Origin of the sequence: Lentzea sp. NBRC 102530, assembly GCF_030269365.1 — a bacterium.
GTDB lineage: Bacteria > Actinomycetota > Actinomycetes > Mycobacteriales > Pseudonocardiaceae > Lentzea.
In genome coordinates this window covers 352883-368143 of the sequence record NZ_BSTF01000010.1, presented here as the reverse complement: position 1 = coordinate 368143, position 15261 = coordinate 352883, and the positions used below count along the sequence as shown (strand labels likewise).

The window sequence follows — 15261 nt, the reverse complement described above, 5'->3', positions numbered from 1 at the left end:
ACGCTACCTCGCCCGCGAGATCTATCCCCGCCTCATCGCAGACCTCGCCGCCATACCCAGCACAGCTTGACAATCCATAGGAGCATCTTCGGGGCCCTTGCGAGGCGCTGGTCGTCCGGAAAAGGCCAGGCTGAAAAGCGCCCGGCCGATCCGCGAGGGGTAGCACCTCGCACCCGAAGTCAAGCCCCAATCCCACGCGTGCGTGGGCACGTCGGGTGCGTACGTCACCACACCGGCTTGACAGTTCAGCCAAGACGGTCGGCTCGCCTGCGGCATCGCGTGGGGCGGGCGTTGTCTTTGAGTCAAGAGCTATGGACGCCTCGCCTGCGGCTTCGTTCTCCTCAAGCCATTGGTCGCCTAGTTCTCGGCTACCGAACTCTTGGCCGCCCTGCGCTCTGCCGCCCAGCGCTCCACCAGCCAACGCTCAGCTACCTGGCGCTCAGCCGCCGTGCCAGGTGCCTCGGTGCCTCGGTGGCGCAGCGGCTCACATGCCGTTGATGCCCGCGTGGTACTTGGGCACGCGGACCGTGATCTTCGTGCCCAGCCCGCACGCCGTCTCGACCACCAGGCCGTACTCGTCGCCGTAGACGCGGCGCAGCCGTTCGTCGATGTTGCCGAGGCCGATGCCCGCCGACTCGTCCACCTGGCCCGCGAGGGTGCGGCGGAGTTTCTCGGGGTCCATGCCGATGCCGTCGTCCTCGATCGTGATGTGGGCTTCGGCGCCGCCGTCGTTGGCGTAGATCTGGATGTGGCCCGGCTCGACCTTGCCCTCCATGCCGTGCCGCACCGCGTTCTCGACCAGTGGCTGCAGGCAGAGGAACGGGACCGTCACCGGGAGCACCTCTGGCGCCACCTGGAGCGTGACCTTGAGGCGTTCGCCGAAGCGCGCTCGTTCCAGGGCCAGGTACTGGTCGATGGAGCGGAGCTCCTCGGCGAGGGTGGTGAAGTCGCCGTGGCGGCGGAACGAGTAGCGGGTGAAGTCGGCGAAGTCGAGCAGGAGGGTGCGGGCTCGTTCCGGGTTGGTGCGGACGTAGGAGGCGATGGCGGAGAGCGAGTTGTAGATGAAGTGCGGGGAGATCTGGGCTCGCAGGGCACGCACCTCGGCTTCGACCAGGCGGGTGCGGGAGCGGTCCAGTTCGGCCAGTTCGAGTTGGCCCGCTGCCCAGCGGGCCACCTGGTTGGTGGCGCGGACCAGGCCCGCCGAGGCCTCCCGCGAGTAGGCGGCGAGGGTGCCGACCACTCGGCCCTCGACGGTCAGTGGCGCTACCACCGCGCAGTTGATCGGGCAGTTCGGTTCCGCGCAGCCTATGTCGAACGCCTGGGTGCGGCCGGTGTGGAAGACGTCCTCCGCCTGGGCCATCGCGTCTGCCGCGTGGTGGTCGGAGACGCCCTCCCAGGCGACCACCTCGGTTTCGTCGGTCAGGGCGAGGGCCGGGGTGTCGAGCAACGTGCGGAGGTGCCGGGCGGACTTCTTGGCGGCGTCGGGGACCAGGCCCGCGCGCAACGGAGGTGCCGCCGACCAGGCCGTGTGCAGGGTTTCGTAGGTGACGCGCTGGGCCTCGGTGGAGAGTTGTTGCTTGTTGCGCGTGCCTCGCCACAGGACCAGGACGGCGGCGCCGCCCACGATCAGGATCGCGGCCGCGGTGAGGAAGTCTTGCATCGGGGCGTCACCTTCTAGCTTCGCTCGTCGGCCTGGGAGTTGCCGGAGCCGTCCAGCCCGAGGTTCTCGGGCGCGTGGAGCTTGACCATCGTCTGCGGCACGCCCGGTGGGGTGTGGCGCTGGGTGAGCAGCGAGACGACGTACATCACGCCGAAGCCGAGGGGGACCGTCCAGGCCGCGGGGCGGGAGAGCAGGATCTGGTACCAGGCGTTGCCGGCGTCGGTGAACATCGTGACGAGGCCCGCGGTCAGGGCGGGGACGCCGCCCGCGAGCATGCCGGCGATGGCGCCGACGGTGGTCGTCCGCGTCGACCAGATGCCCAGCATCAGCAACGGGCACAACGAGGACGCGGCCACGGCGAAGGCCAGTCCGACCATGTCCGCCACGGGCATGCCGGTGGCGACGAACGTCATCGCCAGCGGCACGAGGCCCGCCAGCACCGTGGAGATGCGGAAGCCGCGTACTCCACCGAGGCGCAGGACGTCCTGGGACAGCACGCCCGCGAGCGACACCACCAGGCCCGAGGACGTGGACAGGAACGCCGCGAACGCGCCGCCCGCCACCAGGGCGCCGAGCAGCTGACCGCCGATGCCCTCGATCATCCGCGTCGGCAGGACGAGCACCACGGCGTCGGTCTGGCCCGTCATCAGCAGTTCGGGGGTGTAGAGGCGGCCGAGCGCGCCGTACATCGGGGGCATCAGGTAGAAGACCGACAGCAGGCCCAGCACGATCAACGTCGTGCGGCGCGCGGCGGTGCCGTTCGGGTTGGTGTAGAAGCGCACGATCACGTGCGGCAGGCCCATGGTGCCCAGGAACGTCGCGATGATGAGCGAATACGCGCCGTACAACGGGAATTCCTGGCCGCTCGACATCGGCAGCGACCACATCTCGTTGGTGTTGTGCTCCATCGTGGACAGATGGGGGACCGGCGCGTCCTTCGGGAACGTGAACTCCGAGCCCGCCCCGATGCGGTGGTAGCCCTCGGGCAGCACGACCACGGTGTCGGTCACGCGCGCGCCGTCGATCTCACCGGTGCCCTTGATCGAGATGAACGCGTCGGCGTGGATCGTCGTCGGGCGCTGGAACGAGACCTCGGTGTCCTGCCGGAACACCGGGTACTCGGGCCTGGTCAGCGATTCGGCGCCGTGCACCTGCCACGCGACGATCAGGAACGCGATCGGCACGGTGATCGCGGTGAGCTTGAGCCAGTACTGGAACGCCTGCACGAACGTGATCGACCGCATCCCGCCGGACATCACGTTCGCCGTCACGACCGCCGTGACGATCAGCGCGCCCACCCAGTCCGGCGCGCCCGTCACCGTGTTCAGCGTCAGGCCCGCGCCTTCCAGCTGCGGCAACAGGTACAGCCAGCCGATCGCCAGCGCCAGGATCGACGCGACCGCGCGCACGCCCCGCGAACGGAAGCGGGCCTCGGCGAAGTCGGGCAGCGTGTACGCGCCGGAACGGCGCAGCGGCGCGGCGACCATCGTCAGCAGCACCAGGTACCCGGCGGTGTAGCCGACCGGGAACCACAGCATGTCCGGCCCGTAGGCGAAGATCAGCCCGGCGATGCCGACGAACGACGCCGCCGACAGGTACTCGCCGCCGATCGCGGAGGCGTTCCACCACGGCGAGACGGTGCGCGAGGCGACGTAGAAGTCGGACGTGGTGCGCGAGACCCGCAGCCCGTAGGCGCCGACCAGGATCGTGCCGAGAGCGACGACCACCACCGCCACGATGGCGTAACCACTCGTCATGGACGTTCGACCAGCTCCGCGAACTCGCGTTCACTGCGTTCGGCCTGCCGCACGTAGAACCAGCCGGCCAGCAGCAGCATCGGGCACGTCGCCACGCACAGCAGGAACCACGGCAGCCCGAGCCCGAGGATCCGGAACTTGCCGAGCTCCGGCTCGATCGCGAACAGCAACGGCAGCAACCCCAGCGCACCGCACGCCACCAGGCAGACCGACAGCCCGAGCCGCCGTTGCGCGCGGATCAGCGTGCGCATGTAGACGGCGCCGAGCTCGCTCTGCTCGTTGATCTCGCGCGTGCCCGAGTAGGGGCGCCGCGCACGGGGTGCCCGTGTGCGCGGGCTCGTCACCACCACGCGCTGGGACGGTTTCGGGTCCGGCCGCGGAGGTGGTGGCGTCGTCACGACCCCAGCCCGTTCCTCGGTTGCAGGACACCGGCGGACGCGGCCTGACCCGCGACGGGCGTGGGCCGGGCGCGGCGGACGAGCAGCTGGCGCAGGTGCCGGGCGTGGCGGCGGCTGACCGGCAGCACCGCGCCGCCGATGGTGACGCTCAGGTGCCCGTCCTCCAGGCGCAGCTCGTCGATGTGGCCGAGCGAGACCAGGTGGCTGCGGTGGATGCGCACGAACCCCGCGCTGCGCCACCGCTCCTCGAGACCGTTGAGCGCCGCGCGGACCAGGCCGCTGCCGGTCGCGGTGTGCAGGCGGGCGTAGTCGCCGTGCGCCTCCACGTACCGGATGTCGGCGAGGCGGATGAACCGGGTGACGCCGCCGAGCTCGACGGGGATGACCTCGTCACCCATCTCCGGCGGCGTGGCGTTGGCCTGCTGCACCGGCGCGGGCGCGGCGGGTTCCGCGGTGCTCTTCGAGTCGAGGACCTCGTGCACGATGCGGTGCACGGACTCCGCGAGCCGTTCCGGCCGCACGGGCTTGAGCAGGTAGTCGAGCGCCTTGAGCTCGAACGCCTCCACGGCGGGCTGCTGGTGCGCCGTCACGAACACGACGGGCGGCGGCTGCGCGAACCGCGAGAGCACGCGGGCGAGGTCGAGACCGTCGAGCCCGGGCATGCGGATGTCGAGGAACACGGCGTCCAACGGCTGCCCGGCGTCCATGGCGCGGTGCAGCACCCGCAACGCCTTGGTGGCGTCGGTGACCGCCTCCACGTGAGCGATGCGCGGGTCAGAACGCAACAGGTACGTGAGGTCTTCCAGCGCGGGCGCCTCGTCGTCGACGGCGAGCACCCGCAGCGAGCGCTCGAGGCTGCCACGTCGATCCGGCCCCTCGCAGATGGGGCAGGGCAGACCTGAGGTCATTCGAGATCGAGTCCAAACTGTGTACGGCCGATCCTCACGTGGCTGCGATTGGACCACGCTCGGTCATCGCGCGCCTGGTGAGCCGAGGGCGTCGGATACGCGATCATGCCCCCTCACGGAGGGTGACCCGCCGCGGGGGTCCGGTTGCACTGGGTGTGCACCGCGTCAACCCCCTCCTGCCCGCGCAACCCCGATCGGCCGCATCATCCGCCAAGGGGAGGACGTGCGGAAACCCTCCGATCGGGTGTGTCTCGGACAGGAGACCGATGCCGCTATCACGCAGCGTGCAGTTGCCTGGTCAGGCACGTCGGCCGGTTTTGTCAGTCAAAAAGCGGCGATCTGAGACGCGAAGAAGGCGGTTCTCAGGGCTGCCGGAGCGCACGGGGCTTGGCCGCGAGGGCGTCACCGAGCGTGATCTCCAGCTCGATGAACGACTCCTCGGCGCGGCGGGCGGCCACGCTCACGGACGCGGCGGCGGCGGGGCCGATCAGCCGGCGGGTGGGCGCGCGCAACGCCTGGATCGCCTCGGACCACTGGTTCGAGAGCTTGGCGAGACCGCTCAGCGTGTCCACGAGTTGCTCGGTGTTGTCCGGCGGTGACGCGACGATCTCCGCCAGCCGGTCGCGCAAGGCGTCCAGTGCCGGGTCCACTTCACTCCTCCAGCCGGGCTGCGCCAGGAATTCCTCCCACTGGGCATCACCATATCCCGCCCTCAGTGGTGCAGCGCAATGATGTTGCCCCCAACGGTGTCGCGCGGTCAATCGATTGCGCATTCCGTCTCAACTGGTGCTCGTCTCAACTGGGAAATATGTGTGTTCTTTCAACCAGCCGGTGAGTTTTCCGACGTCACGTAGGGTTCGCGGGCGCGTACGGGCGGCATTGGAGTTGTGTCGCGTTACCGCCGGCCGGTGTGCGGATCAACTCATTTGTCGTAGTCGCTGCGCCGTTTGTGGCGGTTGTCGGGGTGATATGACTGGGGTTCGCGCTGATCTGGGGGGATCGCATGAAGTACTACGTAGTCCGGGACTTCGGCTCGGACGTGCAGGCCGTGGTCCGCACCAGGCTCGTGGGTGAGGAGATCCACGCCGGGGCGGCCGGCTGGGTGCCGTCGGACGTGCTCCGGTACCTGAGGCGCGACGACCTGCTCCACAGGGCGGAGCAGGTGACCGAGGAGCAGGCGGGGGCGGTCATCGCCGCGAGGCCCGCCCGGCGGTGCTTCCGCGTGCTGTCGGTGGAGGGGCCGAAGCTGCCGTTCGCGGTGGTCGAGGTGGACGGGCAGCAGGAGCGGGCGTACACCCGCGAGCTGGCGTGGGGTCCGTCCGACCTGCTGGCGGGGCTCGGCCACCTGAGCGGACTGCGCGTCGTCGAGCTGCCGCAGCAGATGTCGGCGGAGTACGCCGCCTACGACCTCGCGTTCGCGCAGCGCACGTTCCTGAGGCACCACCGGTGGAAGGGCGTCCCCTACTACGCGATCTTCAACAGCGCCAGGGGCGCACTCGACCTCGCGAACGCGATCGCGCTGGTGAAGGGCGACGCCTGGGACGAGTACGAGTACGGCAAGGGCGAATGGGTGCGCTGCTCGTTGCTCAGGGGAATCAGCAACGGCGGCAACACCTACGAGGAACTGCCGATCAGCCCCGACGAGGCGCACCGGCTGATGGAGCGCCTCGACACCCGCTGAGCAGGAACCGCCGGGTCAGAGGCGGCCGACGTCCGTGATGGTCACGACCGCCTCGCCCAGTTCGTCCGACGCCGCCAGGTCGACCTCGGCGTTGAAGCCCCAGTCCTTGTCGCCCGCCGGGTCCTCGAAGATCTGCCGGCACACCCAGCGCTCGCGCTCGACGTTGATGATCAGGAACGCCGGGCCGCGCGCGTTCGGGCCCGCGCCGATGTCCGAGTGCTCCTCGAAGTACGGCTCGAGGGCGTCCATCCACTCCTTGGCCGTCCAGCCCGACTCGTGGTCGAGTTCGCCCAGCGAGTACCAGTCGCGCTTGGCGGCCAGTTCGACGCGGCGGAACAGGGCGTTGCGGACCAGGACGCGGAACGCCCGGACGTTGCGGGTGACGGCCGGCGGGAGGTCCACGCGGACCTCGGGGGCTGCTTCGGCGTCCGGGTTGGTGAGCTTCTCCCACTCGTCGATCAGCGAGGAGTCGACCTGGCGGACGAGTTCACCGAGCCACGAGATCAGGTCCTGCAGTTCCTCGGTCTTCGCCTCGTCCGGGACGGTCTGCGACAACGCCTTGTAGGCGTCGGCGAGGTAGCGCAGCACGAGCCCCTCGGACCGGGCCAGGCCGTAGAACGACACGTACTCCGTGAACGTCATCGCGCGCTCGTACATGTCGCGCACGACGGCCTTGGGGGAGAGGTGGTAGTCGCCGACCCACGGGTGGCCGCGGCGGTAGGTGAAGAACGCGGCTTCCAGCAGGTCGTTGAGGGGCTTCGGGTACGTGACCTCCTCCAGCAGCTCCATCCGCTGGTCGTACTCGATGCCGTCGGCCTTCATCGCGCCGATCGCCTCGCCGCGCGCCTTGTGCTCCTGGGCACCCAGGATCTGGCGCGGGTCGTCGAGGATGGACTCGATCACCGACAGGACGTCGAGCTCGTAGCCCGGCGCCTCGCGGTCGAGCAGTTCGATGGCGGCCAGCGCGAACGGCGACAGCGGCTGGTTCAGCGCGAAGTTGAACTGCAGGTCCATCGTGAGGCGGAAGTCGTCGCCGTCGCGTTCCACGACACCGGCCGCGACCAGCGCCTTGTACATCGCCAGCGCGCGCTTGATGTGCTTGAGCTGCTTCGGGCGGTCCTCGTGGTTGTCCTCCAGCAGGTGCCGCATCGCCTGGAACGCGCCCCCGGCGGGGCGGCCGATCACGTTCAGCAGCATCGCGTGCGAGACCTGGAACGACGACGTCAGCGGCTCCGGTTCGGCGCCCACGAGGCGTTCGAACGTCGACTCGCTCCACGACACGAAGCCGTCCGGGGCCTTCTTGCGCACGACCTTGCGGCGCTTCTTCGGGTCGTCGCCCGCCTTGGCGAGCGCCTTGATGTTCTCGACCTCGTGCTCCGGCGCCTGCACGACGACGGTGCCCACGGTGTCGTAGCCCGCGCGGCCCGCCCGTCCGGCGATCTGGTGGAACTCACGGGCCTTGAGGATGCGGGTGCGCGTGCCGTCGTACTTCGAGAGAGCGGTGAACACGACCGTGCGGATCGGCACGTTGATGCCGACGCCGAGGGTGTCCGTGCCGCAGATGACCTTCAGCAGACCGGCCTGCGCGAGCTGCTCGACCAGGCGGCGGTACTTCGGCAGCATGCCGGCGTGGTGCACGCCGATGCCGTGCCGCACCAGCCGCGACAGCGTCTTGCCGAACCCGGACGAGAACCGGAAGTTGCCGATCGTCGAGGCGATCTCTTCCTTCTCCGCCTTGGTCGCGACGTTGACGCTCATCAGCGACTGCGCGCGTTCCAGCGCGGCCGCCTGGGTGAAGTGCACGACGTAGATCGGCGCCTCACGGCCGTGCAGCAGGTCTTCGATCGTCTCGTGCAACGGCGTGGTGACGTACTGGAAGTTCAGCGGCACCGGGCGTTGCGCCGACCGGACCACCGCCGTCGGCCTGCCGGTGCGGCGGGTCAGGTCCTTCTCGAAGAACGAGACGTCGCCGAGCGTCGCCGACATCAGCAGGAACTGCGCCTGCGGCAGTTCGACGATCGGGACCTGCCAGGCCCAGCCGCGGTCGGGCTCGCTGTAGAAGTGGAACTCGTCCATCACGACCTGGCCGACGTCGGCGTCGGCGCCGTCGCGCAGCGCGATGTTCGCGAGGATCTCGGCGGTGCAGCAGATGATGGGCGCCTGGTCGTTGACGCTGGCGTCGCCGGTCATCATGCCGACGTTCTCCGGCCCGAACACCTCGCAGAGCGCGAAGAACTTCTCCGAGACCAGCGCCTTGATGGGCGCCGTGTAGAAGCTGCGCTGGTTGCCCGCCATCGCGACCAGGTGGGCGCCGATGGCCACCAGGCTCTTGCCGGACCCCGTGGGGGTGCTGAGGATGACGTTCGCGCCCGAGACGAGCTCGATGACCGCCTCCTCCTGCGCCGGGTACAGCGCCAGGCCGCGCTCGGTCGCCCAGGTGGAGAAAGCGTCGAACAGTTCGTCTTCGTCGGCGATCGAGGTGAGCCGGTCCGTGAGTGCAGTCATCGCAGGTGAACTATAGGTGGTACGCGTACTCGGTGAACTCCCAGTCGGTCACGAACCGCTGGAACCGGGCCACCTCCTCCCACTTGAAGTCCACATAGGACCGGACGAAGTCCTTGCCCAGCACGTCGACCATCGCCGTGTCCTCCTCCAGGTGGGCGAGGGCGTCCGGCAGCGTCGCGGGCAGCGTGGGGGCCTTCGACGGGTCGTAGCCGTAGCCCGCCGACGGCCGCGGCGGCTCGATCTGGTCGCGGATGCCCAGGTAGGTGGCGGCGATCAGGCCGGCGATGCCGAGGTAGGGGTTGGCGCTCGCGTCGCCCAGCCGCAGTTCGAGGCGGGTGGTCTCGCCGCGCTCGGCCGGCACCCGGAGCATCGCGCTGCGGTTGTCGAGACCCCAGTCGATCAGCCACGGCGCGAGCGAGTCCGGCCCGAACCGCTTGTAGGAGTTCACCGTGGGGTTGAGCAGCGCGGCCAGCGCCGGGGCGTGCTTGAGGATGCCGCCGATGGCCCAGCGCGCCTCGTCCGACAGGCCGCTCGAGGTACCCGGCGCCTGGAACGCGTTGCGGCCGTCCTCCTGGTGGCACGAGAGGTGCAGGTGGAACCCGCTGCCGCCGCCGTCGTTGAACGGTTTCGCCATGAACGTGGCGAGCCTGCCTTCGCGCCGCGCGAGTTCCTTGACGCTCGTCTTGAACCGGAACGCGCGATCGGCCGCGTCCATGGCGGGCGAATGGACGAGGTTGATTTCGAACTGCCCACCGGCGTACTCGTGGTTGCCGCCGGTCGTCTGCAACCCCGCGCTGGAGAGCGTGCGAAGAGTTCTCAACAGATGACCGTCCGAATCGCCGCGGCGGCCGGTCGCGTAGACGTTGCCCGGCTCATCGCAGTAGGGACGCCACCCGTTCGGGCGATCTTCGTCCGGTTCGCAGAGAAAATATTCCAGCTCGGGACCGACCACCGGGCTCAGCCCGGTGGTCTCGAATATTTCCAGGGCCCTGCGCAGCACCTGCCGCGGCGATTCGTCCACGGGCCTTTCGTCCGCGGGGCTGACGGCGTCGCCGATGCACCACGCCACGCCCGGCTCCCAGGGGATCGGGAGGAGCGTGTCGAGGTCCGGGACCACGATCACGTCGGGCAGCCCGGCGTCGAGCACACCCCCGTTCTCGGTGGTCTGACCGCCGGGCGTCGTGCTGTACACGGCCCGGCAGAACGACAGCCCGCGCTGAATCACCGCAGGTAGATGCTCTACGAGGACGTCACGGCCCCGATCGGTGCCGAGCAGGTCGGGGAACACGACGCGCACCACGTCGATCCCGTCCTCGCCGAGTCTTGCCGCGAGTTCCCGTGTCACCTGTTCACCGACCACGTCGAACTACCTTTCCGGCACAGTGTGTCGCTGACGCGGAGGGGATAACGTTGAGGGACAAACGCTATCGACCCGTCCGTGGAGCAAAGACCAGTCGGTGCTCCGCACTCATCGTCCACCACCGGGCAACAGTCCGTAACTGGACGGGTGACGACCGTCACGAGATCATGCACGATGTGGGATCGTGATCAAAGTGGTTGCGGACTGTCTCGCACCACATCACAGACATAGTTCGGAACCGCAAGTATTGTGCCGGGAACACCTGAGGTCCGAGCACGGGAGACTTTGAGTTGTCTGGTCACCACACGATTGCCGAGACCGAGAAAGCCGTCCAGGCGAAGCTCGGTGCGGTGCCGCTGCATCGCGAGCAGATGGCGGCGGTGTCGAACATCCACCGCGCCGCCACCGCGATCCGCCAGCACCTTGAGAACTCGGTGCTGCGCACCAGCGATCTGACCTGGACCGGCTTCGTCGTGCTCTGGGTCGTGTGGATCTGGGGCGAGATGGAGACGCGGTACGTCGCCGAGGAGGCCGGGATCTCCAAGGGCACCCTGACCGGCGTCGCCAAGACGCTGCAGTCGCGGGGGCTGCTGGAACGTCTCGGGCACCCGACCGACGGGCGGCTGGCCGTTCTGCGGCTCACCCCTGAGGGTGAAGAACTGATGGCCGACCTCTTCCCCAAGTTCAACGAGGAAGAGGTGTTCGTCTCGGACCCGCTGGAGTCCTCCGAGGCCCAGTCGCTGGCGGAGATGCTGCGGCGGATGGTCACGCACCTCGAGGCCAACGGCGAACAGCGCCGGTTGGACCTGCGCGGGGACACGCCGCTGCCGCCTCGCCGGTCCGGTCGGCGGGCCAAGCACGGCTGAGGCTTGTTCGGCTGACGGGGGCGACTCACCGGGGGTGAGTCGCCCTGTTCGGCGTTGTCGGGTCACGGGTGCGGTGGTCGGCTTTGGCGCAGACCTGGACGAGCTTTGGTTTCCCCATCGCCGCTTCGCGACGATGGGGATTGGGTGCGTGGGCACGTTAGGTGCGTACGTCACCGTCACCGGCTGGACGGTTCAGTCAAGAGCTATGGACGCCTCGCCTGCGGCATTGCCGTTGGGACTTGGCGGGCTCGGCTGCGCCGTCGCGATGCTTGCGCTCGGTCGGCCTCGCCTGCGGCTTCGTTCTCCTCAAGCCATTGGTCGCCTGGCGTTCGGCTGCGGGACGCGCGGTGACCTGGCGCTCGGCAGCCGGTTCGGGTGCTCAGAGCAGGCTGAGCACCCGTGCGTGCAGCGTGTCGAGGTAGTCCTCGGACTCCGGCTTCATCAGGACGCTGCGCAGCACTCGTGCGCCGTCCGCGTCCGCGGTGATGTCGGGGTGCCTGGCCGCGAAGGCGTCCTTCGAGGCCCTCGCCACGCTCAGGAAGATCGGGTCCTCGGGGGCGTGCATGCCGGTGTCCATGACCCGGTGCGACGCGGCGTCGATCGCGGACAGCGCGCGGGGGTCGGTGCGCGGGAAGTACGTCACGATGTCCAGTTCGGGCTCCTGGTAGAGCTCCAGGGCCTCGGAGTCGCGGATCATCGACGCCCAGCGGACGGCGGCCCGGCGTCCGGCCGCCAGGACCTCGCCCAGGCCGTCCCGTGTCAACGGGAGCAGACGAAGGGTCAGCCAGAGGCCTGCCGCCGCGGCGCCCGCCCGGGAGCACTCCAGGCTGATCTCGCCCAGGTGCAGTTCGTCCGAGGTGAAGTAGGTGTACGGGGAGTCGTGCAGGTAGAAGCGGCCCACCTCGGGGTCCTTGAAGAGGACCGCGCCGCAGCCGTAGGGCTGCAGGCCGTGCTTGTGGGGGTCGACGACCACGGAGTCGCAGTCGGCGATGGCCCGCCAGGGTTCCGGGGCCAGGTCGGTGCCGGCGAGGAGGGTGAAGAAGCCACCGTAGGCGCCGTCCACGTGGACTCGGGCGCCGTAGCGGCGGGTCAGGGCGCGGACCTCGTGGACCGGCTCGACGGCGCCGAGGGCCGTGGTGCCCGGGGTGACGACCACGGTGCCGATCTTGCCCGTCTTGAGGAGCGCTTCGAGGGCGTCGAGGTCCATGCGGCCGTGCGCGTCCGCCGGGACGGAGTGGCCCTCCATGTTCAGGACACCGCACATCCTGGAGTGGGTGTAGTGGGCCTCTGAGGAGTAGGCGATGCCCTGCGCCGGGTGCAGGGAGCGGGCCACGAAGAGGGCCTCCAGGTTGGCGATGGTGCCGCTGGAGGTCAGGTGGCCCAGGTGCGGTCCGGTGTAGCCGAACATCCTCGCCAGGTCGGCGACGACCTCGCGTTCCATGGTGGCGGTGGCCGGGCCGCCGTCCAGGGCGTGGTTGTTCGGGTTGATCAGCATGGCGCTGAGGTAGCCGACCACGGCCGCCGGGTGCGGGGGTTTGAGCATCTGGCCCGCGTAGCGCGGGTGGAAGAACGGGTAGTTGTCGCGCAGGCGGTCCTGGAGCTCGGCGAGGGCCGAGCCGAAGAGCGTCGGATCGACCTGCAGGGACGAGTGGGGTGTGAAGGTGCCGTAGTCGGCCGTCCACTTCTCGTGGTTGGCCAGGGCCTCGTTCAGCCAGTGTTGAAGGTCCACCGCACACCCCACTCGGTCCACGAAATGTTCGAATTTGTACGTTACGGCAGACCCCAGCGGGAAGACGAGCCGTTCGCTTTCACATCACGTGCTGAGACGTCGGGGCGCGTGCCCCGGCGGCTGACGACGGCGGTCTGGCCCCGGCGGAGCGGGATCTCCAGCGCGGAACCACGTGGCTTGCACTCCAGACGGCGGCCCCAGGCGTCGCGGACGTCGACCTCGCCCTCGATGCCGTGGTCCAGGAGCAGGGGCGCGCCTGCTTCCGAATGGACCTTGACCCAGTCTGTCCGGCCGGACGAGCGGGACGCGTCGACCAGGAACGCACCCTGCGTGCGCAGCGACGAGATCGAGGCATCGGCCCAAGTGGACGACACGGACGGGAAGACGCGGACCGTGTTGTTGTGGGACTGGACCATCATCTCGAGGACGGCCTGCGCGGACATCAGCGGCGACTCGATGGCGAGGTTGCCGCCCTCGCGGTAGAAGGTGTTCTCGGTCAGCACGGCGTTCGAGCCGACCTGCTTGCGGTCCAGGAAGTGGCGCAGGAACGACAGCGCCTCCTCGGGGCGGTTCATGGCCGACGCCATCGCGGACGCGGCGCCGTAGCTGTAACCCGCCCAGGCTTCGCGCCGGGAGACCCAGTGGTCGAAGGTCTTGTCGATGAGCGAGCGGTGTTCGGGCATGTCGTAGGTGAGTTCGCGCAACGGGTAGAACCAGAGCATGTGCGAGAAGTGGCGGTGGGAGTCGTTCAACGCCACGTCCTTGCCGATCAACGTGCCGTTCGGGCCCTGGGCGTAGGGGACCAGGCGGGTCGCGATGTCGCGCCAGCGCGGGTTGTCCTCGATCGAGAGCAACGTGCGGACGCCCCAGCGGATCAACGACAGGTCGTACGTCGTGTCGGTCGCGTTGGCGTACTCGGGCGAACGGGTCTCCGGCAGGTGCAGCCTGCCGTCGGTGCCCTCGACCAGGAACCGGGCGTAGTAGTTGACGGCCTTGGTGAGGATCGGGAACAGGACGTCGGACAGGATCCTGCGGTCCATCGTGTGGCGGTAGCCCAGCCAGACGTTGTGGCACGCCCACAGGAGGTTGCCGGTGTGGTCGTTGGGGGCGACGCCGGGGACACCGCAGTAGCGCGGGCCGGAGCGCAGGGTGCGGTCACCGGGGTGGCAGATCGCGTACGAGTTCCCGTCGCGGTAGGACGGGTTCACGTTGAGCTCGAGGTTGTGCTCGTAGCGCTTCAGCGTCGTGGTGACGGCGTCGAGTTCGTGGTGGTTCGAGCCGTTGACCAGCGGGTACGAGATCTGGACGTTGAGGTTCCACCAGACCGCCGTCCAGCTGTTGCCCTGCTCGGGGAACCACGGGCCCCACTCGGAGATCACCGGGGCGTCGGCGCGGGTGGCGGCGGCCATCTTGTAGAGCTGGAGCCAGTAGAACCGCTGCACGAGCTTGTCCGGCACCGAGACCAGCGACTTCGCGAAGTAGGCGTTCCACCAGCGGCGGTGTTGCAGGACCAGCAGGTCGAACGGGAGCGCGAGCGCCTGCCTGACCTCGCGGATCGCTTCGGACGTGTGCGTGTTCGCAGGGTGTGTGTACGCGACGTGGGCGGCGAAGCGGCCGTTGCGGGTCTGCCAGGCCGTCGTGTAGCCGCCGCCCGCGTGCAACGGCTGCGCGGCGTACGAGACGCCGTTCGCGGTGCCCAGGGTGGGGGCGGGGTTGGCGGTGTAGTCGGCCGGCCTGCGGATCTGCCGGGTCGTCGAGGACTCCAGCGGCTGGAAGCCCCAGGTCGCCTCGCCGCGGACGGACGCGAGGAACGTGCTGCGGTCGTTGTGCACGAGCATCGTGAACGTGGCGGAGCCCTGCGTCGTCGTCACCGAGCCGGTCAGCTCGGCGTTCCACAGGTCGAGGGTCCAGTCGACGGCGGTGATCGCGCCGGCGAACCGCACGGTCAGGTAACCGATCGGCAGCCGGGAGAGGCCCACCGCGGCCTCCCAGTGCTCGCGCTGGTCCTGGACCTCCGAATGGCTGAGCATCAGCTTCAGCTCGTCGGGCGTGCGGCCCGCGTACACCTGGACGCCGAGGAAACCGTTGGCGAGAAAGGGACTATCGCCCCAATTCGCCGGAAGTCGCTTCCATTCCATGCGAGCGTCCCGGACCACGTCCCGATGCACGCTGTGACCCGATGTTTCGGGGGTTGCGGAGGCGGTGCCCACCCCGAGCGCGGAAGCCCCCACGGTGGCGCCGGTCCCGTACAAAAACGTTCTGCGCGACAGCTCTGTCACTGGTCGTCCCTCCGTGCCGTGGCGGCGGCGGAACGGATCTAACCGCAAGAGTCATCCGATGACTAGCGTGCGCTGTGACGATCAACGCCTTCTTGCCCGCAAATCGTTGTTGCACAGT

The 15261-nt window shown here is 69.0% G+C and carries 11 protein-coding genes; 2 read left to right on the top strand and 9 right to left on the bottom strand.

What is annotated here, in order from left to right; genetic code table 11:
• Positions 1-484: 484 nt before the first annotated feature.
• From QSK25_RS27330 to QSK25_RS27310, 5 genes are all read right to left on the bottom strand, one after another.
• Entirely contained in the window at positions 485-1660 is a 1176-nt protein-coding gene (locus tag QSK25_RS27330) for a sensor histidine kinase (RefSeq protein ID WP_285642400.1), read from the bottom strand.
• Positions 1661-1674: 14 nt separating this feature from the next.
• A complete protein-coding gene (locus QSK25_RS27325; RefSeq protein WP_285642399.1) occupies positions 1675-3417 on the bottom strand; it encodes a sodium/solute symporter in 1743 nt (580 codons plus the stop codon).
• Positions 3414-3815, bottom strand: a complete 402-nt coding sequence (locus QSK25_RS27320) for a hypothetical protein (protein WP_285642398.1) — start codon at positions 3813-3815, stop codon at positions 3414-3416. Before QSK25_RS27320 ends, QSK25_RS27325 begins: the two co-directional genes overlap by 4 nt.
• A complete protein-coding gene (locus QSK25_RS27315; protein ID WP_285642397.1) occupies positions 3812-4723 on the bottom strand; it encodes a LytR/AlgR family response regulator transcription factor in 912 nt (303 codons plus the stop codon). The genes QSK25_RS27320 and QSK25_RS27315 overlap by 4 nt, the downstream gene beginning before the upstream one ends.
• Before the next feature lie 362 nt (positions 4724-5085).
• Positions 5086-5373: a hypothetical protein gene (locus tag QSK25_RS27310; protein WP_285642396.1), complete on the bottom strand. Its 288-nt coding sequence runs from the start codon at positions 5371-5373 to the stop codon at positions 5086-5088.
• 353 nt (positions 5374-5726) lie between these two features.
• Between QSK25_RS27310 and QSK25_RS27305 the strand changes: the two genes are divergently transcribed.
• On the top strand, positions 5727-6404 hold the full coding sequence (locus QSK25_RS27305; RefSeq protein WP_285642395.1) for a hypothetical protein: 678 nt from the start codon (positions 5727-5729) through the stop codon (positions 6402-6404).
• A 15-nt stretch (positions 6405-6419) separates the two neighbouring features.
• On the opposite strand, the gene QSK25_RS27300 is transcribed toward QSK25_RS27305, so the two are convergent.
• The gene (locus tag QSK25_RS27300) at positions 6420-8909 is read right to left on the bottom strand and encodes a DEAD/DEAH box helicase (RefSeq protein ID WP_285642394.1); all 2490 of its coding nucleotides are present in this window, start codon (positions 8907-8909) and stop codon (positions 6420-6422) included.
• Positions 8910-8919: 10 nt separating this feature from the next.
• A complete protein-coding gene (locus QSK25_RS27295; protein WP_285642393.1) occupies positions 8920-10269 on the bottom strand; it encodes a glutamine synthetase family protein in 1350 nt (449 codons plus the stop codon).
• A gap of 290 nt (positions 10270-10559) precedes the next feature.
• Here QSK25_RS27295 and QSK25_RS27290 point away from each other — a divergent pair, with 290 nt between their 5' ends.
• Complete coding sequence (locus QSK25_RS27290) at positions 10560-11135, top strand: MarR family winged helix-turn-helix transcriptional regulator (RefSeq protein ID WP_030474059.1); 576 nt, start codon at positions 10560-10562, stop codon at positions 11133-11135.
• 379 nt (positions 11136-11514) lie between these two features.
• Here QSK25_RS27290 and QSK25_RS27285 read toward each other — a convergent pair whose 3' ends face one another.
• A complete protein-coding gene (locus QSK25_RS27285) occupies positions 11515-12864 on the bottom strand; it encodes a pyridoxal phosphate-dependent decarboxylase family protein (protein ID WP_285642389.1) in 1350 nt (449 codons plus the stop codon).
• A gap of 41 nt (positions 12865-12905) precedes the next feature.
• On the bottom strand, positions 12906-15002 hold the full coding sequence (locus tag QSK25_RS27280) for a glycosyl hydrolase family 95 catalytic domain-containing protein (RefSeq protein ID WP_285642387.1): 2097 nt from the start codon (positions 15000-15002) through the stop codon (positions 12906-12908).
• Positions 15003-15261: the final 259 nt, after the last annotated feature.